Consider the following 19,940-nt stretch of genomic DNA (forward strand, 5'->3'; position numbering starts at 1 on the left):
CCGTCCGGGACGGCGCCCGGCCGCGGCGCAGGGTCGGGCACCGCCCGAGTCCCGTCCCCGGCGCGGAGGTCAGCGGCGACGGGAGCGCTTGACCTCGTACATCGCCGCGTCGGCGCGGCGAAGCAGGCTGTCGGCGGTGTCACCCCGCCGGGAGAGGGCGACGCCGGTGCTCGAGCGCAGCGGCGGCCCGCCGTCGGTGGGGGTCGCGAGGGTGGCCGCGATCCGGTCGACCAGGCGCCGGGCGGCGTCCTCGGTGCCGGTGCCGGGGCACAGCACGACGAACTCGTCGCCGCCGATGCGGGCCACGGTGTCGCCCGGGCGCACCGCCCCCCGCAGCGCCGCGGCCATCCGCAGCAGGGCGGCGTCGCCGGCGGCGTGGCCGAGGGTGTCGTTGATGGCCTTGAACCCGTCGAGGTCGCAGTACAGCAGCGCGGCCGCCAGGCCCTCGCGCGCCTGGACCTGCAGCGCCTGCGCGAGCCGGTCCAGCAGCAGCGCCCGGTTGGGCAGGCCGGTGAGCGCGTCGTGCAGGGCGGCCTCGCGCAGCCGGGCCTCGAGCTCGCGCTGGGCGGTCACGTCCATCATCGCGACGACGGCGCCCGTGGGCCGGCCCGCGGCGTCGCGGATGCGGGTGCCCGAGGCGCGCACCACGCGCAGGGGAGCGCCGGGCAGGTCGATCGCCATGTCGGCGTCGCGGACCCGGCCCTCGGCGTGGACGCGGGCCAGGGGGACCTCGGCCAGGCCGAGCCGGCGTCCGTCGGGGGTGCGCAGCCCGAAGGCCTCGACGACGTCCTCGGTGAGCCGGGCGCCCTCGACCCGGCCGGCGTGCCGCTCGGGCAGCCCGTGCCACTGCCGCCCGAGCCGGTTGACCAGCGTGATGCGCCCGTCGGCGTCGGCGGCGACCACCCCGACCGGCAGCGCCTCCAGCAGCGCGCGGGTGAAGGCCTCGGAGCGGGCGGCGTGCGTCGCGGCGGCCCGGGCCTGGTCGCGGGCGGCGGCGTTGGCGGTGGCGAGGGCGGCGAGCTGGCGGGCCTGCCGGCGCCGCTGGAACAGCGCCACCACGACCGCGGCGAGGTCGGCCAGCCGGTCCCCGGTGCCGGGGGCGAAGGCGTGCGGCTCGGAGTCGAAGACGCACAGGGTGCCCACCGTCGCCCCGTCGACGACCAGCGGCGCGCTGGCGTAGGCGCGGACGCGGGCGCGGCGGCCGTCCACCCACGGGTTGCCCGCGTACCGCGGCTCGGCGGCGAGGTCCGGGTGCACCCGGACCCGCGGGCTCCCCGCGTTCATCGCCGCGCACAGCGACTCCTCGCGCGGCGACGAGGAGCCCAGGAACCCGTGCGGCACCAGCTGGTGCTGCTCGCAGGCGTCCAACAGGTTGACCGTCGCGTACCGCACGCCCGCCAGGTCCGCGGCGACGCGCACGACGGCGGCCAGCTCGGCGTCCCGGGCGAGCGCGCGGACGTCGAGGTCGGCGGCGCCGGCGTCGCGGTCGGGCGGGGTGGAGACGGTCATGGCGGAGGCAACGGCCCTCGCACCCGTCGTCCGCACCGCCCGGCCCGCGGCCGTCCCCCGATCAGGTGAGGGCGCGGACGGTCTCCACGGCGGCGAGCACGGCGAAGACGACGAACAGCCCCGCGGCCACCCGGCGGATGAGCGCCACCGGCAGCCGGTCGGCCAGCGCCCTGCCGAGGAACACCGCCAGCCCCGAGACGGTCAGCAGCGCCGCCCACGCGCCGACGAACACCGACACCGGCGCGTCGAACCGGGCGGCCAGGCCCGCGGTGGCCAGCTGGGACAGGTCGCCCCACTCCGCGGCGAACAGCACGCCGAAGGAGATCGCGGCGGCGCGCAGGAACGACGTCCGCTCCCGGGCGGCGGCCGCCTCCCCGCCGTCCTCGGGCCCCTCGGACGCGCTGCGCCACAGCAGGACCGCCCCGACGAGGAACAGCACCGCCACGACGCCGCTGACCAGCGCCTCCGGCAGCAGCGACAGCAGGCTGCCCGCGGTGACGGCGATGGCGACCTGCAGGCCGAAGGCGGTGCCGACGCCGACGAACACCGGCAGCGGCGGGAACCGGGTGGCGAGGACCAGGCTGGCGAACAGGGTCTTGTCCGGGAGCTCGACCGGCAGGACGAGGGCGAACGCCGTCACGACGACGGACCAGACGATCACGGGTGGGTCTCTCTTCCGCTCGGCACGGCCGGGCGGGGGCGCACGCCTCCGACCGGCAGCGCGACGACTGCTCAGGCCGGAGGTCTCGCCCACCCGCGCGGGGCGCGGGCCCGCTGACCGGGCGGCTCCCGGGGGAACGCGCCAGCGTGTCGACCAGCGGACGGGGGGCTACTCCCCTCCTCGGCCGCCCAGGCTAGTCGACGGGCCCCGGGAAACCCGGTGCGCCCGGGTGTGGGGCTCGTTACCGTCGTCCCGTGCCGTTCCGTTGACGCCCGTCGTCCGCCGTACCGCCGTCGCCCGCCCGGCCGCTGGCCCGCCTGGCCGTGGCCTGGACCGCGCTGTCCGGGCTGGCGCCCGTCTACCCGCTCTACGCGCTGCTGTTCCTCGACACCGGGCTGAGCCCGGCCCAGGTCTCGGGCCTGTTCGCGCTGTGGTCGGTCACCGGCCTGGTCGCCGAGGTGCCCACCGGGGTGCTGGCCGACCGCTGGTCGCGTCGCGGCGCGCTGGTGCTCGCCGGGGTGCTGGAGGCGGTCGGCTTCGTCCTCTGGACCGTGGCGCCCGGGCTGCCCGGCTTCGCCGCCGGGTTCGTCGTGTGGGGCGTGGGCGGCGCGCTGGTCTCCGGTGCCGCCGAGGCGCTGGTCTACGAGGCGCTGGCCGCCGTCGGCGCGGAGGAGGAGTTCGTCCGCGTCCAGGGCGCGATGACGGCGACCGAGCTGCTCGTGCAGGTGCCCACAGCGCTGCTGGCCGGCGTGCTCGTCGAGGCCGGCGGCTACGCGCTGGTCGGCTGGGCGAGCGTGGGGGTGTGCCTGGCCGCCGCGGCGCTGGCCACCCGTTTCCCCGAGACCACCCCCACCGGGGACGGCGACGGCGGCCCGGGCCTGCGTGCCGCCGTGGGCGAGGCGCTGCGCCGGCCGTCCCTGCGGCTGACCGTGGTCGCCGTTGCGCTGCTCGGCGGGCTGGACGCGCTGGAGGAGTACTTCCCGGTCATGGCCCGCGACCGCGGCGTCCCCACCGAGCTGGTGCCCACCGCCGTGCTGGGGGTCGCACTGGCCGGCGCGGCGGGCGCGGCGCTGGCCGGCCGGCTGGGACGGCTGCCGTCGCGGGCGCTGCCGGTCCTGCTGGCCGTCTCGGCGGCGCTGCTGGCGGCCGGGGCGCTCGCGGGGACGCCCGTCGCGCTGGCCGCCGTCGCGCTGTCCTATGGCCTGTACCTGGCGGTGCTGGTGGTGGGCGAGGCGCGGCTGCAGGAGCAGGTGCCCGGCGCGGCGCGGGCCACGGTCACCTCGGTCGCGGGCCTGGGCATCGAGCTGGCGTCGCTGCTGGTGTTCGCCGCCTGGGCGCTGGGCTCCGCGCTCGCCGTCGCGGCGCTGTTCCTCGCCGTCGTGCCCATCACGTGGTCGGCCTTCCGGCCGACACCGCGGCCAGGTGCCGTCCCCGAACGGCGTTGAGCCCTGCCACGCCGTCCCGGCCGGGAGCCTCCGGTCCCGCGACCGGTCCGCCGTCCTCCGCAGGGCGGCCCGCCACCCGACGTGGCGCCCCTCCCTACCTGGCGGTGCGGCGGGCGATGCGGGCGGCGAAGACGCCGGCGGCGTGGCCGTTGTCGATGTTGCTGACCACGACGCCGGGCGAGGCCGAGTTCAGCATCGTCAGCAGCGCGCCGAACCCGCCGAACGAGCCCGGCTGACCGGTCGAGGTGGGCACCGCGACGATCGGCACGTCGGTCATCGCGCCCACCGTGCCGGCCAGCGAGGCGTCCAGGCCCGCGACCACGACCAGGCAGTCGACGTCGTCGAGCAGGGTGCGGTCGGTGAGCAGGGGGCGCAGCCGGCTGCCGCCGACGTCGTCGACCCGCACGACCTCGGTGCCGGTCACCCGCGCGACGAACGCGGCCTCGGCGGCCACCGAGGCGTCGGCGGTGCTCGCGCACAGGACGCCGACCCGGCCCAGCGGCTCGGGGATCGGCCCGACGGCGGCCGACATCGCCGCCGCGTCCACCGTGGTGGAGCCGTCGTACGCGGCGGCCAGCGCGACCAGCGTGTCGGCGGTCGCCCGGACGACCAGCGCGGGCCGGTCCGGGTGCGCCGCGCGGGTCTCCCGGACCAGGGCCAGCACCTGCTCGGTGGACCGGCCCACGCCCCAGACGACGTCGGGCTCGGCCGGCGCCGGGCGGGTCGGGGCGGCCGGGGGCGCCGGGGCGAGCGCGGGCTGGCCGGCGCTGCCGAGCGACAGCGGCGGGTCGGCCAGCAGCGCGGCGAAGCCGCCGACCGGGTCCAGCGGCGAGGACTGCACCGGGCCGACCTGCACCGACGTGCGCGCGGCCGGCCGGGCCGGCGCCGGCGGGGGCTCCGCGGGCGTGTCCGGGGCGCGGGTCTGGGTGACCGCCGACAGCCGGACGACGCGGTCGCGGCCGCTGCGCTTGGCGTCGTAGAGGACGCCGTCGGCGGCGGCGAACAGCGTGCGGCGGTCGTCGCCGCGGGTGGCCGAGGCGATGCCGACGCTGATCGTCACCGGCACGGGCAGGCCCAGCGCGGTCCAGTCGTGCGCGGCGACGGCGCGGCGGATCCGCTCCAGTGCGCGCTCGGCCTGCTCGGCGGTGGTGTCGGGCAGCAGCACGACGAACTCGTCGCCGGCCCACCGGCACACCTCGTCGGTGTCCCGGCACCCGGCCAGCAGCAGGTCGGCGACCGCGCGCAGCACCGCGTCGCCGCCGGGGTGCCCGACGGCGTCGTTGATGGCCTTGAACCGGTCGACGTCGACGACCGCCAGCGCCGGCGTGGTGCCCGCGCTGAGCAGCCCGTCCAGCCGCGCCTCGGCGTAGCGCCGGTTGGGCAGGTGGGTGAGCGGGTCCTCGTAGGCCTGGCGGCGCAGCTGCCCGGCGGCGCGCTCGTTCTCCAGCAGGCTCTTGCGCCGGCCGAACAGCTCGACCCAGCGGGTGCGCCGCTCGTCGACCCGGTCCAGCTCGTCGGCGAGGTAGGCCTGCAGGTAGGGCAGCGCGCGGCCGGCGTCGTCGAGCTCGGCGTGCAGCGTGCACAGCTCGCGCAGCGCCGCCCGCCGCAGCCGGGGCAGGCCGTGCTCGGTCGCCAGCGCCAGCGCCCGGGCCAGCTGCTCGTCGGCGCCGCGGCCGTCGCCCTGGCGGCGCACCGCCCGGCCCAGCCCCAGCAGCGCCGAGGCGAGCAGTGCGCGGTCGCCGGTGGCGCTGGTGGTGCGGACGGCGGCGCGCAGCGGCCCGGCCGCGGCGGCGGGCTCGCCCAGCCCCACCAGCGCCCAGCCGTGCACCACCTGCGCGGCGACCACGCCGTCGGCGTCCGGCGGCAGCTGGGTCAGCGCCTGCTCGGCCAGCTCGCGGGCCTCGGCGAAGTGGGTCCCGGCGGCCTCGGGCTCGCCGTCGTCGAGCAGCGCCTCGCCCAGCTCCGCGCACAGCGCGCCCAGGCACGTGGCCGCCCGCGCCACCAGCACGTCGGGGTCGCCGTCGTCGGGGCCGAGCGTGCCCTGCCCGGCGGCCGCGGCGGCCGTCTCCAGGGAGCGGCGCTGGTAGTCCAGGGCCAGCGGCATGAGCTCGAGGTCGGCGAGGACGCCGGCCAGCGTGCCGAGGGTGTCGACGAGCAGCGCGTCGGGCGGGAGCGCGGGGTCGAGCAGGCTGGCCGCCTCGACCGCCTCGTCCATCGCCGCGTCGATCCGCCGCGACAGCAGCTCGATGCGGGCGTGCCGGGCCAGGCCCGCGGCGCGCTGGACGGCGTCGTCGGTGGCGTCGAAGGCCGCCTTGGCCGAGCGCACCAGGGCGATGGCCTCGGCGGCGTGCGCGGCCGACTCCGAGCGCGGGTCGCCGTCGCCGGAGGCCCGGTCGGCGGCGCGGTCGTCGCCGCGCTCGAGCAGGCCCGCGACGCCGGCGTGCAGGTCCAGCGACTCGGTCGCCTCCGGCGCGTCCAGCGGCTCGCCGACCAGGGTGAAGCCGGCGACGCGCAGCCGGCGGACCAGCAGCTCGGCGCGCAGGGTGTCGGCCCAGGCGCGGCCGAGGGAGGGTTCACCGTCGCGCCCGGTGGCGGCGCCGGACGGCCCGGCCCCGTAGGGCGTCGACGGGTCGACGACCGACAGCAGCCGCTCGGCGTCGTCGAGCTGCCAGTTGGCGAGGGCGGCGGTCACCCGGTGGTGCAGGGCTCCCGGTGGCACCACCGCACTGTGCACGCCGTCGTGCGGTTCCACGGGGAGCGCGGGCCGGGCGCGCCGTGTGGCGCCGGCCCCGTCGCCCGTCGCGTCACTGGCGTCCCAGGCGCGGCCGGCGCTCACGACGGCGTCCCCCCGGCCGCGTCGCCGGCGGGCCCGCCGTCCCCCGTGCTCCCGTCGGCCGTGCTCCCGTCGGCCGTGCTCCCGTCCACGAGGCCCGGCGCGCGGACCCGGTTGCGCCCGCCCCGCTTGGCGGAGAACAGGTGCAGGTCGGCGGTGTCGAACAGCGAGCGCCAGCCGACCGGCGCGGCGTCGTCCTCGGGCGTGGGCGCGGTGGCCACGCCGATGCTGACGGTGATCGGCTCGGGGAGCGCGAGGTCGGCCCAGTCGGCGTCGGCGACGGCGGCGCGCAGCCGCTCGGCGGCGGCGACGGCCTGGGCGGGGCTGGCCGTGGGCAGGACGACGAGGAACTCGTCGCCGGCCCAGCGGTAGACCTCGTCGCCGACGCGGCTGTGCTCGCACAGCAGCGTCGCCACCCGGCGCAGCACCTCGTCGCCGTGCGAGTGGGAGGTGTCGTCGTTGACCTCCTTGAACCGGTCGACGTCGACGACGGCGAGCGACAGCGGCTCGGCGCCCAGCCGCAGCCCGGCCAGCCGGCGCTCGGCGCTGCGCCGGTTGCCCAGCCCCGTCAGCGGGTCCTCGAGGGCGTGCCGGCGCAGCACGGCGGCCTGCCGCTCGACCTCGCGCAGCCGGCTGCGGCGGACGAACATCTCCGCCCACAGCTCCCGGCTGCGCGCGTGCGCCCGGCCGGTGTCCGCGCGGTAGGCGTCCAGCCAGTGCAGCGCCTCGGCGGGCCGGCCCATCGCGGCGGTGGCCTGGCCGAGCTCGAGCAGGCACTGCCGGTAGCGGCGCCGGTCGGCGGTGGCGGCGAAGGCCCCCGCCGCGTCGACGAGCAGGTCGGCGGCCTCCTCGCCGTGCCCGCCGCCGGTGTGCACCTGCGACAGCCGGGACAGCAGCCGGGACAGGGCCAGGTCGGCGTAGCCGCGCAGCCAGGTGCTGCCGGCGCGGTGCACCCGCCGGTGCACGCTGCGCAGGGGGCCGAGGGCGTCGTCGAGGTCGTCGTGGCAGGCCAGCGCCCAGGCCTGGACGACGTCGAGCAGGGCGAGGTCGCCGGGGTCGGGCTCGACGTCGAGCGCGCGGGCGTCGTCGGCGCAGGCCAGTGCGGCGCCGGCCAGCTCGCGGGCCCGCCCGGCCTCGCCGCGGCGGCGCAGCGTCTGGGCCAGCTCGGTGTTCTGCTGGGCGCGCAGCTGCAGCAGCTGCCACCGGTCGGCGGGGTCGGCCAGCGCGGCGGCCACCCGGTGCCCGCGCTCGGCCTGCGCCACGGCGAGCTCCTCGAGGTCCAGCGCGGTGAGGGTGAGCGACAGCCACAGGTGCGCCTGGGACAGCGCGCGCGAGGGCTCCTCGGCGGGAGGGGACAGCTGCTCGGTGAGCAGGCTCGCGTCGACGGCGAGCAGCATCGCGGCGTCCGGGTGGTCGGCGGTCGCCTCGACGTGCGCCAGGTAGGCCAGGACCAGGGCCGTCGAGGCCGACGGGGGACAGGCGCCCAGCGCGTCGCGCGCGGCGGCCACCCCGGCGCCGGTGGCGTCCCGGTCGCCGTCGAGCAGGCCGCGGCGGGCGCCCAGCGCGTGCCGCCAGGCCGCCCAGCGGGGGTCGCTCGCCGCGCCGAACGCGGCCTCGGCGTCGTCGAGCCCGTCCCGGAAGGCGTCGGCGTCGTCCCGGCTGCTCGCGGTCAGCAGGCGCCGCAGTGCAGCATCGAGGTCACCGTCGGTGGCGGGTGCGGGGCCGGGGGTCACGCATCCCTCCTCCTCGACTCCGGGTGGCCGGCCGCGCGGGCCGGCGGCGAGGCAGTTCCCCCCGGACCCGGACTGCGCCCCGGCCCGACCGCACTACCCTCGTCGGGTGCCCCAGACGCCTCCGACGCGGTTCGCCTATCTCGGGCCCGAGGGTACCTTCGCCGAAGCCGCGCTGAGCAGCGCCGTTGCCCCCGGGGAGGGAGTGCGCCTGCCAGCGGCCAGTGTCGCGGCCGCGCTGGCGGCGGTCCGCGCCGGGGACGCCGACGCCGCCCTCGTGCCGCTGGAGAACTCGGTCGAGGGCTCGGTCCCGGCCACGATGGACGGCCTGGCCGACGGCGACCCGCTGGTCATCACCCGCGAGGTGTTCCTCCCCGTCTCCTTCGTCCTCGCCGCCCGCCCGGGCACCCGGCTCGGCGACGTCCGCGCCGTCGTCAGCCACCCGCACGCGCTGGCGCAGACCGCGCGCACGCTGGCCGAGCGGCTGCCCGGCGTCCCGACGCTGCCGGCCTCCTCCACCGCGGCCGCGGCCCGGGCGGTCGCCGACGGCGGGTCCGACGCCGCGGTGTGCGCGCCGATCGCCGCCGAGAGGTACGGGCTGGTGCCGCTGGCCGACGACGTGGCCGACTTCCCCGGTGCGGTCACCCGCTTCGTGCTCGTGTCCCGCCCCGGGACGCTGCCGGAGCCGACCGGTGACGACAAGACCTCGCTGGTCGCCGTCGTCGCCGACCGCACCGGCGCGCTGCTCGACGTCCTGCGCGAGTTCGCCGTCCGCGGGATCAGCCTCACCCGCATCGAGTCCCGGCCCACCCGCGACCGGCTGTGGGTCTACTCGTTCTCGCTGGACTGCGAGGGGCACGTCGCCGAGGCGCGGGTGGGGGAGGCGCTGGCCGCGCTGCACCGGGTCTGCGAGGACGTGCGCTTCCTCGGCTCCTACCCGCGCGCCGACGGCCGCACCAACCGGCCGGTGCCCGCCGAGGCCGCCGACGCCGCGTTCACCGAGGCGGGCGAGTGGCTCGCCCGCCTGCGCGCCGGGGAGGTCTGACGGAGGATCCTCCTGCCCCCACCGCCCGCGGGCCCGCGGCGGGCCCCTGCGGGAGGGCCGGTCAGGCGGGTTCCAGCTCGCGCTCGGGGGCGGTGGCGCGGCGGCGGGACAGGCGGCTCGGCCACCAGGTGCGGTCACCGAGCAGCGCCACCGCCGACGGCACGAGCAGCGAGCGGACGACGAAGGTGTCGAGCAGCACGCCGAACCCGACGAGGAACGCCAGCTGGGTGAGGAACAGCAGCGGCAGCACCGCCAGCGCCCCGAACGTCGCGGCCAGCACCATCCCGGCGCTGGTGATGACCCCGCCGGTGACGGCCAGCGCGCGCAGGACGCCGTCGCGGGTGCCGTGCCGCGCGGACTCCTCCCGCGCCCGGGTCATGAGGAAGATGTTGTAGTCGATCCCCAGGGCGACGAGGAACACGAACCCGATGAGCAGGATGCCGGGGTCGCTGCCCGGGAAGCCGAAGACGCCGTCGAACAGCAGCGCGGCGACGCCGACCGTCGCGCCGACGCTGAGCACCACGGTCGCCACCAGCAGCAGCGGCGCCACCAGCGAGCGCAGCAGCAGCGCCAGGACGACGGTGATCACCACGAGCACGCTCGGCACGATCACCCGCAGGTCGCGCGCGGCGGTCTCCCGGGCGTCGAGGTTGCTCGCGGTGTCGCCGCCGACGAGCGCGGCCGGGTCGGCGTCGTCGAGCGCGGACCGCAGGTCCTGGACGACGTCGATGGCCTCGGTGCTGTCGGCCGGGACGGCGAGGGTGACGTCGAGGCGCACCAGCCCGTCGACGACGAGCGGGTCGCCGCCCGGCTGGCCGCCGGTGAACGGGACGGCCGACGCCACGCCCTCGGTGGCCGCGGCGACCTCGGCGACCTCCGGCCACGTCCCCTCGGGCGTGACGACGACGGTGGGGCTGCCCGAGCCGGCGTCGAAGTGGCGGGCCAGCGCCTCCTGCCCGTCGACGCCGTTGGACCCGCCGCGGATGGCGTCGCTGAAGGTGATGCCGCTCGCGTCGTACGTGGGCGCGAACACCGCCGCGGCGACCAGCGCCAGCGTGCTGAGGGCCAGGACGCGCCGCGGCCGGCGGCCGACCAGCGCCGCGACCCGCCGCCACCCGCGGCCCTCGCGCGGCTGGTCGCCGACGTGCGGGCGGAACGGCCAGAACGCCGCCCGCCCGAGCAGCGCGAGCGCGGCCGGCAGGAAGGTGAGCGCGGCGACGACGGCGAGCGCCACGCTGACCGCCGAGATCGGCCCGAGTCCGCGGTTGGACGCGAGGTCGGAGAACAGCAGGCAGAGGACGCCGAGGACGACGGTCGCACCCGAGGCCACGATCGGCTCCCACGAGCGGCGCAGCGCGACGCGGATCGCGGTGAACCGGGACGGCTCGCGCTGCAGTTCCTCGCGGAAGCGGGCGACCAGCAGCAGCCCGTAGTCGGTGGCCGCGCCGACGACCAGGATCGCCGCGATGCCCTGGCTCTGGCCGTTGACGGTGATCAGGTCGGCGTCGGCGAGCAGGTAGGCGACCGCGTTGCCCGCGGTGAGGGCCAGGCCGGCGGTGCCGATGACCAGGAAGGGCAGCAGCGGGCTGCGGTAGACCACCAGCAGGATGAGCAGCACGACGCCGAAGGCCGCGGCCAGCAGCAGCCCGTCGATGCCGGCGAAGCCGTTCGCGAAGTCGGCGAAGATGCCGCCCGGGCCGGTGACGAACGCGTCGGTGCCGTCGACGGCGATCGCGGCGCGCAGGTCCTCGACCACGGCCACGATCTCGTCGCCCAGCTCGGGGGTCAGCGGCAGCACCGCCTGCACCGCCTCGCCGTCCTCCGACGGGATCGGCGGCGAGGCCTGCCCGGCCAGGGCGCCGGCGTCCTCGGCGACCGCGGTGGCCTCGGCGAGCGCCCGCCCGACGGCGTCGAGGGTGGCCGGGTCGAGGGGCCCGTCGGCCTCCCACAGCAGGACCGCCGGGATGGCCTCGGTGGGGGAGAAGGCCTGGGAGAGTTCCGCGACGCGCGTGGACTCCGCGCTGTCGGGGAGGAAGGCGGCGGTGTCGTTCTCCTGCAGGCCGGTGAGCTGCCCGCTCAGCGAGCCGAGCGGGCCGGCGGCGCCCAGCCAGGCCAGCAGGACGAGCAGGGGGAGCAACCAGCGGACCCGACGGGCCATGGTGAGATCCTCTCGGGGGCCGATAATCTCGATGTTCGAGACATTAGGGGGTGGGTCGATGGCGCGCAACGACGGCGAGCGGGCGGAGGTCCCCCTGCTGCTGCGGCGGCTCACGGTGGAACTCGACGCCGTCGGACAACGCTTCGCCGACAGGCACGGTCTCGGACGCACCGACGTCCGCGCCGTCATCGCGATCATGGACGCCGCCCGGGCCGGGGAGCCGCTGACCGCGGGCGGACTGGGCGCCGCGGTGGGGCTGAGCTCGGCGTCGGTGACCGCGCTGGTGGACCGGCTGGAGCGGGCCGGTCACGTGCAGCGCGTGCGCGACCCGACCGACCGGCGCCGTGTCGTCCTGCAGATGACCGCACCGACGACGGCTGCCGGCGCCGCCCACTTCGGCGGGCTGCAGCGGGAGCTGCTCGCGGCCATGGAGGACTTCACCGACGCCGAGGTCGCCGTCGTCCGCCGCTGGCTGACCGCGATGACCGACGTCGTGGCCCGCCACGCCCAGGCCTAGGGAGTGACCCGCGCGGACCGGGCGCCGTCCTCCGCGTGTGCACGCACCGTGCCGCGGCCCACCCGCGGACCGCGGTGCGTGCCCACGGCATCAGAGGTACAGGCCGGTGGACTCCTCGATCCGCTCCGCGGCGACGGCGTGCACGTCGCGCTCGCGCAGGATGATCAGCTCCTCGCCGTGGACCTCGACTTCGTGCTGGTCCTCGGGGGAGAACAGCACCTGGTCGCCGACCTTCACCTGCCGCACGCTCGAGCCGACGCCGCGCGCCTCGCCCCAGACCAGCCGCTTGGCGACCTGCGCGGTCGCGGGGATGAGGATGCCGCCGGTCGAGCGCCGCTCCCCGTCCTCCCTGCGGAGGGCCACGAGGATCCGGTCGTGCAGCATCTTGATCGGCAGCCCGCTGCCCCTGGCGACGTCGGATGGCACGGTGATCACGGTACGCGGTGGTGAGGTGCTGGAACGGCCCCGTCCAGGGGCTCGCCCCGAGCGTGCGGGGGGTGAGGGGGACGGGGTCCTCCCGTCATCCCCAGCCCAGCTCGTGCAGGCGCTCGTCGTCGATGCCGAAGTGGTGGGCGATCTCGTGGACGACGGTGACCGTCACCTCCTCCACCACCTCCTCGGCGGTCGAGCAGACGTCGCAGATGGCCTCGCGGTAGATCATGATCCGGTCCGGCAGCGCGCCGCCGTACTGCCAGCCGCGCTCGGTCAGCGCGTACCCCTCGTAGAGGCCCAGCAGGTCCGGCTCGTCCTCGTTGCGGTCCTCCACCAGCACGACGACGTTGTCCAGCAGGGCCATCAGGTCGGCCGGCACCGCGTCCAGCGCGTCGGCGACCAGGGACTCGAAGACCTCCCGGGGGAGCGGCCTCACCAGCTGGTGGGCAGCGGGCGGCCCTCCTCGTAACCGGCCGTGCTCTGCACCCCCACCACCGCCCGCTCGTGGAACTCGTCGACGGTGCGGGCCCCGGCGTAGGTGCACGACGAGCGCACCCCGGCGACGATCCCGTCGACCAGGTCCTCCACGCCGGGCCGGGCGGGGTCGAGGTACATCCGCGACGACGAGATGCCCTCCTCGAACAGCGCGGCGCGGGCGCGGTCGAAACCGCTCTGCTGCGCCGTCCGGGCCTTGACCGCGCGCGCCGAGGCCATCCCGAAGGACTCCTTGTACAGCCGGCCGCTGCCGTCGTCGTGGATGTCCCCGGCGCTCTCGTAGGTGCCGGCGAACCAGGAGCCGACCATCACGTTGGCCGCGCCGGCGGCCAGCGCCAGGGCGACGTCGCGGGGGTGGCGCACCCCGCCGTCGGCCCACACGTGCTTCCCCAGCCGGCGGGCCTCGGCGGCGCACTCCTCGACGGCGGAGAACTGCGGCCGGCCGACGCCGGTCATCATCCGCGTGGTGCACATGGCGCCCGGGCCCACGCCGACCTTGACGACGTCGGCCCCGGCCGAGACCAGGTCGCGGGTGCCCTCGGCGGTGACCACGTTGCCCGCCACCACCGGCACCGACCCGGCCACCGACCGGGCCGCGCGCACCGCCTCGACCGCCTTCTCCTGGTGGCCGTGCGCGGTGTCGACGACGAGCACGTCGACCCCGGCGGCCAGCAGCGCGGACACCTTGCCCGCGACGTCGCCGTTGATGCCGACGGCGGCCGCGGTGAGCAGCTGCCCCTGCGCGTTGACCGCGGGCGTGTAGACCGTCGAGCGCAGCGCGCCCTTGCGGGTGATGACGCCGACCAGCCGCTCGCCCTCGACCACCGGCGCGGCGCTGACCCGCTCCTCGGACAGCACGTCGAAGACCTTCGGCAGCTCGGTGCCGGCCGGGATGGTCAGCGGGTGCTCGGCCATGACCTGCGAGAGCTGGCTGAACCGGTCCACGCCCTGGCAGGCGCCGTCGGTGACGACGCCGACGGGCACGCCGTCCTCGACCACCACCACGATGCCGTGCGCGCGCTTGGTCATCAGCGACAGCGCCTCGCCCACGGTCGAGCCGGGGGACAGGGTGATCGCGGTGTCGTAGACGGGGTGCCGGGCGTGCACCCAGGAGACGACCTCGCCGACGACGTCGACGGGGATGTCCTGCGGCAGCACCGCGAGGCCGCCGCGGCGGGCGATCGTCTCGGCCATCCGCCGGCCGCTGATCGCGGTCATGTTCGCGACGACGACCGGGATGGTCGTGCCCACCCGGTCCGGCGTGGTCAGGTCGACCTCGAGCCGGGAGCCGACGGTGCTGTGGTTGGGCACCATGAACACGTCGGCGTAGGTCAGGTCGGTGGGCGGGCGCTGACCGTCGAGGAACCGCATGCCCCCAGTGTCCCGTACCGGACGCCGGAGGCGCCGGTCCTCACGCCGTGCGCCGGGCCCCCAGCGCCGCGGACACGGCGACGGCGGCCAGCCCGGCGCCGGCCACCAGCACGAGCGCGGTGGCGCCGGCGCCGAGGCTCGAGACGAGGGCGCCGACGAGGGCCCAGCCGGCGGCCAGGACGAACGCGGGCTGTCCGTGCAGGTACCAGGCCAGCGCCGCGGCGGTGAGCGCGGCGCCCACCACCAGCAGTGCGGGGACGAGGGTGCCGACGGTCAGCCGCCCAGGGAGGACGGTCGCCGCGTTCACCCACACCGCCGCGCTGGCCCACCCGGCGTAGAGGCCGACGCTGCCGGTCAGGAGGAGACGGGTCGCCCGGTCGGCCGGCGTCCGGACGAGCACCCGCAGGCACGCCAGCAGGGCGGCCAGCATGCCGGCGAAGACCGGCACGGTCAGCTCCGGCAGCCGGGCCGCGGCCACGAGCCAGACGACGAACCCCACCTGCGTCACCGACAGCGGGACCTGCACCCGCCGCCACGGGTCGGCGGTCGCGCGGCGCAGCGGGAACCCGTACACGGCGGCGGCGAGGCAGCCGAGCACCACCGGCCCCCAGATGGCGAAGAAGGGCCCCGGCGGCACGATCACCGGGTCGCTGCCCGAGCCCTGGTCGAACCCCGCCAGCGGCGGGCTCGCGGCCTGGGCGAGCGCGGTCGCCAGCAGCAGCCAGCGTCCGCGGCTGCCCGGTGGGGTGGTGGTCACGACGGTCTCCTCCCTGTCCGGTACGCGGTCTTCGCCGGCCGGAGCGCACCCGGATGCGGACCTGCGCCGGCGTGGGCTCCCCGCACCGAGCATGCCGGGCGCGCGACGGGTGCCGGGGCGCGCCGCCCCCCGTGAGCGGCACCGTCCACCCCGCCGGGGTGCACGGTGCCGCACGTGCGGGGGCGGGCCGGCGCGTCCCACCTACGATCGGGACGTGATCGACCTGCGCCTGGTGCGCGAGCACCCCGACGTCGTCCGTGCCAGCCAGCGCGCCCGCGGCGCCGACGAGTCCCGGGTCGACGCGCTCCTGGCCGCCGACGAGGCCCGCCGCGCCGCCGTCAAGCGCGCCGACTACCTGCGCGCGGAGCAGAAGGCGGCCTCGCAGGCGGTGCGCGGCGCGTCGAAGGAGGAGCGCCCCGCCGTCCTGGAGCGGGCGAAGGCGCTCGCCGCGCAGGTCAAGGAGGCCGAGGAGGCCCAGCGCGCGGCCGACGCCGCGCTGCGCGAGGCCCACCTGGCCGTCCCGAACGTGGTCCACGACGACGTCCCGCCCGGCGGCGAGGACGACGCGGTCACCCTGCGCACCGTGGGCGAGGTGCCGTCCTACGACTTCGAGGTGCGCGACCACCTGCAGGTCGGCGAGGCGCTCGGCGCCATCGACATGGAGCGCGGCGCGAAGGTCTCCGGCGCCCGGTTCTACTTCCTCACCGGCCCCGGCGCGCTGCTCGAGTTCGCCCTCGCCCAGCTGGCGATCACCCGCGCGGTGGCCGCCGGGTTCACCCCCGTCGTCGCGCCGGCGCTGGTCAAGCCCGAGGCGATGGAGGGCACCGGCTTCCTCGGCGAGCACGACGAGGAGGTGTACCGGGTCGAGCGCGACGACCTGTACCTCGTCGGCACCTCGGAGGTGGCGCTGGCCGGGATGCACGCGAACGAGGTGCTGGACCTGTCGGCGGGGCCGCGCCGCTACGCCGGCTGGTCGTCCTGCTTCCGCCGCGAGGCCGGCTCCTACGGCAAGGACACCCGCGGGATCATCCGCGTGCACTGGTTCGACAAGGTCGAGATGTTCAGCTTCTGCCGGCCCGAGGAGGCCGCCGCCGAGCACCTGCGGCTGCTCGTCTGGGAGGAGGAGTTCCTCCAGGCGCTCGAGCTGCCCTACCGGGTGGTCGACATCGCCGCCGGCGACCTGGGCACCAGCGCCGCCCGCAAGTACGACATCGAGGCCTGGTTCCCCAGCCAGGGCACCTACCGCGAGCTGACCAGCACCTCGGACTGCACCACCTTCCAGGCCCGCCGGCTGGCCATCCGCCACCGCGACGAGGACGGGCGGCCGCGGACGGCGGCCACGCTCAACGGCACGCTGTGCGCCATCGCCCGCACCATCGCCTGCCTGCTCGAGGTGCACCAGCGCGCGGACGGCTCGGTGCACGTGCCGGCGGCGCTGCGGCCGTGGCTGGGCGGCCACGAGGTCCTCACCCCCGGCATGCCCCTGGCCGCGCCGGTGCCCGCGTGAGCAGCCAGCCGCCGGCCGCGCTCCCGGTCCCCGGGGCGGCGGTGCCGGAGGCCGGTGACGTCGTCGACCTCGGCGGCGTGCTCGACGAGCTCGGGACGTGGCGGCCGCGCCTGGTGGCCACCGACCTCGACGGCACCCTGCTCGACTCCTCCGGCGAGGTCAGCGCCCGCACCCGCGCGGCGCTGGACGCCTGCTGGGCCGCCGGCATCCCCGTCGTCGGGGTCACCGGCCGCGGGCCGCGGCTGGTCGACAGCGTGCGGGCGGCGCTCGGCGGCCGCGGCATCGCCGTCCTCGCGCAGGGCGGCTACGTCGTCGACCTCGAGCGCGACGAGGTGCTGCGCACCGTGGGCCTGCCGCGCTCGCAGGCCGAGGCCGTCGTCGCCCGGATCGAGGAGGTGGCGGGGGACCTCGTGCTCGCCGTCGAGGACGCCGCCGAGCAGGCCGAGGCCCGGGCGGCGCTGCGGGTGCAGCACGGCTTCGACTGGCCCTACCCCGAGCCCGCGCACCTGCTGCCCCGGCACTCGGTCCTCCCCGAGGGGGCGGTGCTCAAGGTGTTCCTCCGCTCGTCCACGCTCGGGCAGGACGAGCTGCTGGCCCGCGCCCGGCGCGTCGTCGACCCGGCCGAGGCCGAGCTGACCCACGCCGGCCTCGGCTTCATCGAGGTGCTGCCGCCGGGCGTCACCAAGGCCACCGGCCTGGCCGTCGCGCTCGACCACCACGGCGTGGACCTGGGCGACGTCCTGGTCTTCGGGGACATGCCCAACGACCTGCCGATGATCGGCGCGGTCACCGACGCCGGCGGGCACGCGGTCGCGGTGGCCAACGCGCACCCGGCCGTCCGCGCGGCCGCCCGGGGCCGCACCGGCGGGCACGACGCCGACGGCGTGGCCCGCTACCTCGAGGCGGTGCTGGCCGGTGTCTGACTGGCGCCCGCGGCTGATCGCCAGCGACATGGACGGCACGCTGCTGCGCTCCGACGACACCGTGAGCCCGGCGACGGTGGCCGAGCTGGAGCGGTGGCGGGCCGACGGCGTCCCGGTCGTCCTGGCCACCGGCCGCCCGCCGCGGTGGATGCACCGCATCCGGCAGGTCCTGGGCCGGGGCACCGCGGTGTGCTGCAACGGCGCGGTGCTGCTGGACCTGGAGACCTTCGAGATCGTCGAGGAGGAGGCGCTCCCGCCCGCCGTGCTCGCCGACGTCACCGAGGGCCTGCGCCGGGTGCGGCCGGACACCTGGTTCGCCGTCGAGTACGGCCTGGAGTTCCGGCACGAGCCGGTCTACCGGCCGCGCTGGGACGTCGACGCGCCCGGCGTCGCCGAGGCGCCGCTGGAGGAGATCGTCGCCGTGCCCGCGGCCAAGCTGCTGGCCCGCCACGAGGACATGGGCCGCGACGAGTTCGTCGCCCTGGTCGAGGACGTCGTCGGCGACCGCGCGACGGTCACCAACTCCTCGTCCGACGCGCTCGCGGAGATCTCCGCCCGCGGCGTCACCAAGGCCACCGGGCTGGCGCGGGTCGCCGCCCGGCACGGCGTCGGCCCGGGCGACGTCGTCGTGTTCGGGGACATGCCCAACGACATCGCGGCCTTCGACTGGGTCCGCGAGGGCGGCGGCCGGGCCGTCGCGATGGCGCACGCCCACCCGGACCTGCTCGCCGCCGCCACCGACGTCACGGGCACCAACGACGACGACGGCGTGGCCGCCTTCCTCGCCTCGCTCTGAGCCGGCTCAAGCCCGCGGCCGGGCTGCCGATGTGGAACGCGACCGATCGCGCGCCACGGAGGGCAGCACATGAGCACCACCCCGACCCGCGTCCCGCAGACGCCTCCTGCCGAGTCCGTGACGGGAGGGTGGGGCCTGCGCACGCGACTGCTGGGCGCGATCCTCGTCGTCGCCCTGACGACGATCGGCATCGGTGCCTTCGGGATCGACCGGATGGCCAGCCTCAGCGACCGGGCCGACCGGGTCTACAGCGACGGCGCGCTGCCGGTGGCCGGCCTGCAGCAGCTGCAGGTCGACTGGTGGCAGCTCATGACCCACACCGCGCGGGCCAACATCGTGACCCTGCCGGCCGAGAGCCGCGCCTCCGCGCAGCAGAAGGCCGGGGAGACCGCGCAGACGCTCACCGAGGACACCGCCGCGGCGGCCGAGCTGCCCATGTCGGCGGAGACCCGCGCGTCCTACGAGGAGTTCGTCGGCGCCTCGCAGGCCTACCTGGCCGACCTGCAGCTGCTGGTCGCCGGCGCGACCCCGACCGGCAGCACCCTGCCCCTGGCGGAGCAGCAGGCGATCATCACCCGCCTCAACGCCAACGAGGCCGTGATCGCCGACTCCCTCGCCGCGGCCACCGAGACCGCCCGGGTCGACGCCGAGGCGACCGCCACCGACGCCGCCGACGCCTACGCCGCCGCCCGCACCCTGACCCTCGTGATCATGGCCCTGGGGCTGGTCGTCGCGCTCGTGCTCGCGGTCCTCGTCGCCCGCAGCGTCACCCGGCCGGTCGAGCGGATCCGCGAGGTGCTCGGCACGGTCGCCGGCGGCGACCTGCGGGTCCGCGCCGGCGAGGCCGGCGGCGGCGAGCTCGGCGAGGTCGCCCGCTCGCTGGACCGGACGCTGGACTCCCTCAGCGGCGTGCTCGTGCTCGTCCGCGACTCAGCCGGCCGGCTGCAGGGTGCCTCGACCCGGCTCGACTCCGCCGCCAGCGGCATCGCCGAGTTCTCCCGCGCCGCCTCCGACCAGACCGACGCCGTCGTCGCCTCCGCCGGTGAGGTGGCCGCCAGCGTCGACACCGTCGCCACCGGCTCCTCGCAGATGGAGACCGCGATCCGGGAGATCGCGCACAACGCCGCCGAGGCCGCCCGCGTGGCCGGTCAGGCCGTGGACGTCGCCGAGACGACGACCCGCACGGTCGGCAAGCTCGGCGACTCCTCGCAGGAGATCGCCACGGTCGTGAAGCTGATCAACGGCATCGCCGAGCAGACCAACCTGCTGGCGCTCAACGCCACCATCGAGGCCGCGCGCGCCGGGGAGGCCGGCAAGGGCTTCGCCGTCGTGGCCAGCGAGGTCAAGGAGCTCGCGCAGGAGACCGCCCGGGCGACCGAGGACATCTCCCGCCGGGTCGAGGCCATCCAGGCCGACACCGCCGGCGCTGTCGAGGCGATCAGCCGGATCAGCGCCGTCATCGGCGAGATCAACGACTTCCAGGCCACGATCGCCGCGGCGGTCGAGGAGCAGACGGCGACCACCAACGAGATGAACCGCAACGTGGCCGAGGCCGCGGGCGGCTCGCGGGACATCGCCACCGCGATCGGCGGGCTGGCCGCCGGCACCCAGCAGACCGGCGCCCGGGTCGCCGACGCCCAGCGCGCCGCGGCCGAGCTCGCCCGCATGAGCGGCGAGCTGCAGGAGGCCGTGGCCCGCTTCGCGGTCTGACCCAGGGCCCGCACCACAGCGGCCCGGTCCCGCCGTCCGCGCGCGGACGGC

At 77.2% G+C, this 19,940-nt stretch carries 16 protein-coding genes; 7 read left to right on the top strand and 9 right to left on the bottom strand.

Features of this window, described 5'->3' with window-relative positions; all coding sequences use genetic code 11:
* Nucleotides 1-69 precede the first annotated feature (69 nt).
* Together ACI8AB_RS21540 and ACI8AB_RS21545 are read right to left on the bottom strand one after the other, a co-directional pair.
* Nucleotides 70-1,509: a diguanylate cyclase domain-containing protein gene (locus ACI8AB_RS21540; RefSeq protein WP_456951812.1), complete on the bottom strand. Its 1,440-nt coding sequence runs from the start codon at nt 1,507-1,509 to the stop codon at nt 70-72.
* A gap of 61 nt (nt 1,510-1,570) precedes the next feature.
* A complete protein-coding gene (locus tag ACI8AB_RS21545) occupies nt 1,571-2,170 on the bottom strand; it encodes a TMEM165/GDT1 family protein (RefSeq protein ID WP_456951813.1) in 600 nt (199 codons plus the stop codon).
* A 323-nt stretch (nt 2,171-2,493) separates the two neighbouring features.
* Here ACI8AB_RS21545 and ACI8AB_RS21550 point away from each other — a divergent pair, with 323 nt between their 5' ends.
* Nucleotides 2,494-3,615: an MFS transporter gene (locus ACI8AB_RS21550; RefSeq protein WP_456951814.1), complete on the top strand. Its 1,122-nt coding sequence runs from the start codon at nt 2,494-2,496 to the stop codon at nt 3,613-3,615.
* A gap of 94 nt (nt 3,616-3,709) precedes the next feature.
* Here ACI8AB_RS21550 and ACI8AB_RS21555 read toward each other — a convergent pair whose 3' ends face one another.
* Complete coding sequence (locus ACI8AB_RS21555) at nt 3,710-6,334, bottom strand: diguanylate cyclase domain-containing protein (RefSeq protein WP_456951815.1); 2,625 nt, start codon at nt 6,332-6,334, stop codon at nt 3,710-3,712.
* A 113-nt stretch (nt 6,335-6,447) separates the two neighbouring features.
* Complete coding sequence (locus ACI8AB_RS21560) at nt 6,448-8,181, bottom strand: diguanylate cyclase (RefSeq protein WP_456951816.1); 1,734 nt, start codon at nt 8,179-8,181, stop codon at nt 6,448-6,450.
* A 106-nt stretch (nt 8,182-8,287) separates the two neighbouring features.
* Here ACI8AB_RS21560 and pheA point away from each other — a divergent pair, with 106 nt between their 5' ends.
* The gene (gene pheA / locus ACI8AB_RS21565; protein WP_456951817.1) at nt 8,288-9,223 is read left to right on the top strand and encodes a prephenate dehydratase; all 936 of its coding nucleotides are present in this window, start codon (nt 8,288-8,290) and stop codon (nt 9,221-9,223) included.
* A gap of 61 nt (nt 9,224-9,284) precedes the next feature.
* Here pheA and ACI8AB_RS21570 read toward each other — a convergent pair whose 3' ends face one another.
* Nucleotides 9,285-11,381, bottom strand: coding sequence for an MMPL family transporter (locus ACI8AB_RS21570; RefSeq protein WP_456951818.1), 2,097 nt, complete (start codon nt 11,379-11,381; stop codon nt 9,285-9,287).
* A 58-nt stretch (nt 11,382-11,439) separates the two neighbouring features.
* Between ACI8AB_RS21570 and ACI8AB_RS21575 the strand changes: the two genes are divergently transcribed.
* Nucleotides 11,440-11,898, top strand: a complete 459-nt coding sequence (locus ACI8AB_RS21575) for a MarR family winged helix-turn-helix transcriptional regulator (RefSeq protein WP_456951819.1) — start codon at nt 11,440-11,442, stop codon at nt 11,896-11,898.
* 90 nt (nt 11,899-11,988) lie between these two features.
* On the opposite strand, the gene ACI8AB_RS21580 is transcribed toward ACI8AB_RS21575, so the two are convergent.
* The 4 genes from ACI8AB_RS21580 to ACI8AB_RS21595 form a co-directional block, all read right to left on the bottom strand.
* Complete coding sequence (locus tag ACI8AB_RS21580) at nt 11,989-12,324, bottom strand: GroES family chaperonin (protein ID WP_387990558.1); 336 nt, start codon at nt 12,322-12,324, stop codon at nt 11,989-11,991.
* Nucleotides 12,325-12,418: 94 nt separating this feature from the next.
* Complete coding sequence (locus ACI8AB_RS21585; RefSeq protein ID WP_387990556.1) at nt 12,419-12,766, bottom strand: metallopeptidase family protein; 348 nt, start codon at nt 12,764-12,766, stop codon at nt 12,419-12,421.
* The gene (locus ACI8AB_RS21590) at nt 12,763-14,196 is read right to left on the bottom strand and encodes a GuaB1 family IMP dehydrogenase-related protein (RefSeq protein WP_387990553.1); all 1,434 of its coding nucleotides are present in this window, start codon (nt 14,194-14,196) and stop codon (nt 12,763-12,765) included. The genes ACI8AB_RS21585 and ACI8AB_RS21590 overlap by 4 nt, the downstream gene beginning before the upstream one ends.
* Nucleotides 14,197-14,236: 40 nt before the next feature.
* Complete coding sequence (locus ACI8AB_RS21595) at nt 14,237-14,953, bottom strand: hypothetical protein (protein WP_456951820.1); 717 nt, start codon at nt 14,951-14,953, stop codon at nt 14,237-14,239.
* Between the two features lie 214 nt (nt 14,954-15,167).
* On the opposite strand from ACI8AB_RS21595, the gene serS reads away from it, so the two are divergent.
* The 4 genes from serS (at nt 15,168) to ACI8AB_RS21615 (ending at nt 19,889) form a co-directional block, all read left to right on the top strand.
* A complete protein-coding gene (gene serS, locus ACI8AB_RS21600) occupies nt 15,168-16,460 on the top strand; it encodes a serine--tRNA ligase (RefSeq protein ID WP_456951821.1) in 1,293 nt (430 codons plus the stop codon).
* Complete coding sequence (locus ACI8AB_RS21605; RefSeq protein WP_456951822.1) at nt 16,457-17,383, top strand: HAD family hydrolase; 927 nt, start codon at nt 16,457-16,459, stop codon at nt 17,381-17,383. The genes serS and ACI8AB_RS21605 overlap by 4 nt, the downstream gene beginning before the upstream one ends.
* A complete protein-coding gene (locus ACI8AB_RS21610) occupies nt 17,376-18,179 on the top strand; it encodes a Cof-type HAD-IIB family hydrolase (protein WP_456951823.1) in 804 nt (267 codons plus the stop codon). Before ACI8AB_RS21605 ends, ACI8AB_RS21610 begins: the two co-directional genes overlap by 8 nt.
* A gap of 69 nt (nt 18,180-18,248) precedes the next feature.
* On the top strand, nt 18,249-19,889 hold the full coding sequence (locus tag ACI8AB_RS21615) for a methyl-accepting chemotaxis protein (RefSeq protein WP_456951824.1): 1,641 nt from the start codon (nt 18,249-18,251) through the stop codon (nt 19,887-19,889).
* Nucleotides 19,890-19,940: the final 51 nt, after the last annotated feature.

The organism is Geodermatophilus sp. SYSU D00698 (genome assembly GCF_054050335.1).

What these genes read in the sequence shown, in the direction of transcription:
- ACI8AB_RS21540 (WP_456951812.1), bottom strand. Translation starts at nt 1,509, where the DNA reads ATGACCGTCTCCACCCCGCCCGACCGCGACGCCGGCGCCGCCGACCTC.
- ACI8AB_RS21570 (WP_456951818.1), bottom strand. Translation starts at nt 11,381, where the DNA reads ATGGCCCGTCGGGTCCGCTGGTTGCTCCCCCTGCTCGTCCTGCTGGCC.
- ACI8AB_RS21575 (WP_456951819.1), top strand. Translation starts at nt 11,440, where the DNA reads ATGGCGCGCAACGACGGCGAGCGGGCGGAGGTCCCCCTGCTGCTGCGG.
- ACI8AB_RS21590 (WP_387990553.1), bottom strand. Translation starts at nt 14,196, where the DNA reads ATGCGGTTCCTCGACGGTCAGCGCCCGCCCACCGACCTGACCTACGCC.
- ACI8AB_RS21615 (WP_456951824.1), top strand. Translation starts at nt 18,249, where the DNA reads ATGAGCACCACCCCGACCCGCGTCCCGCAGACGCCTCCTGCCGAGTCC.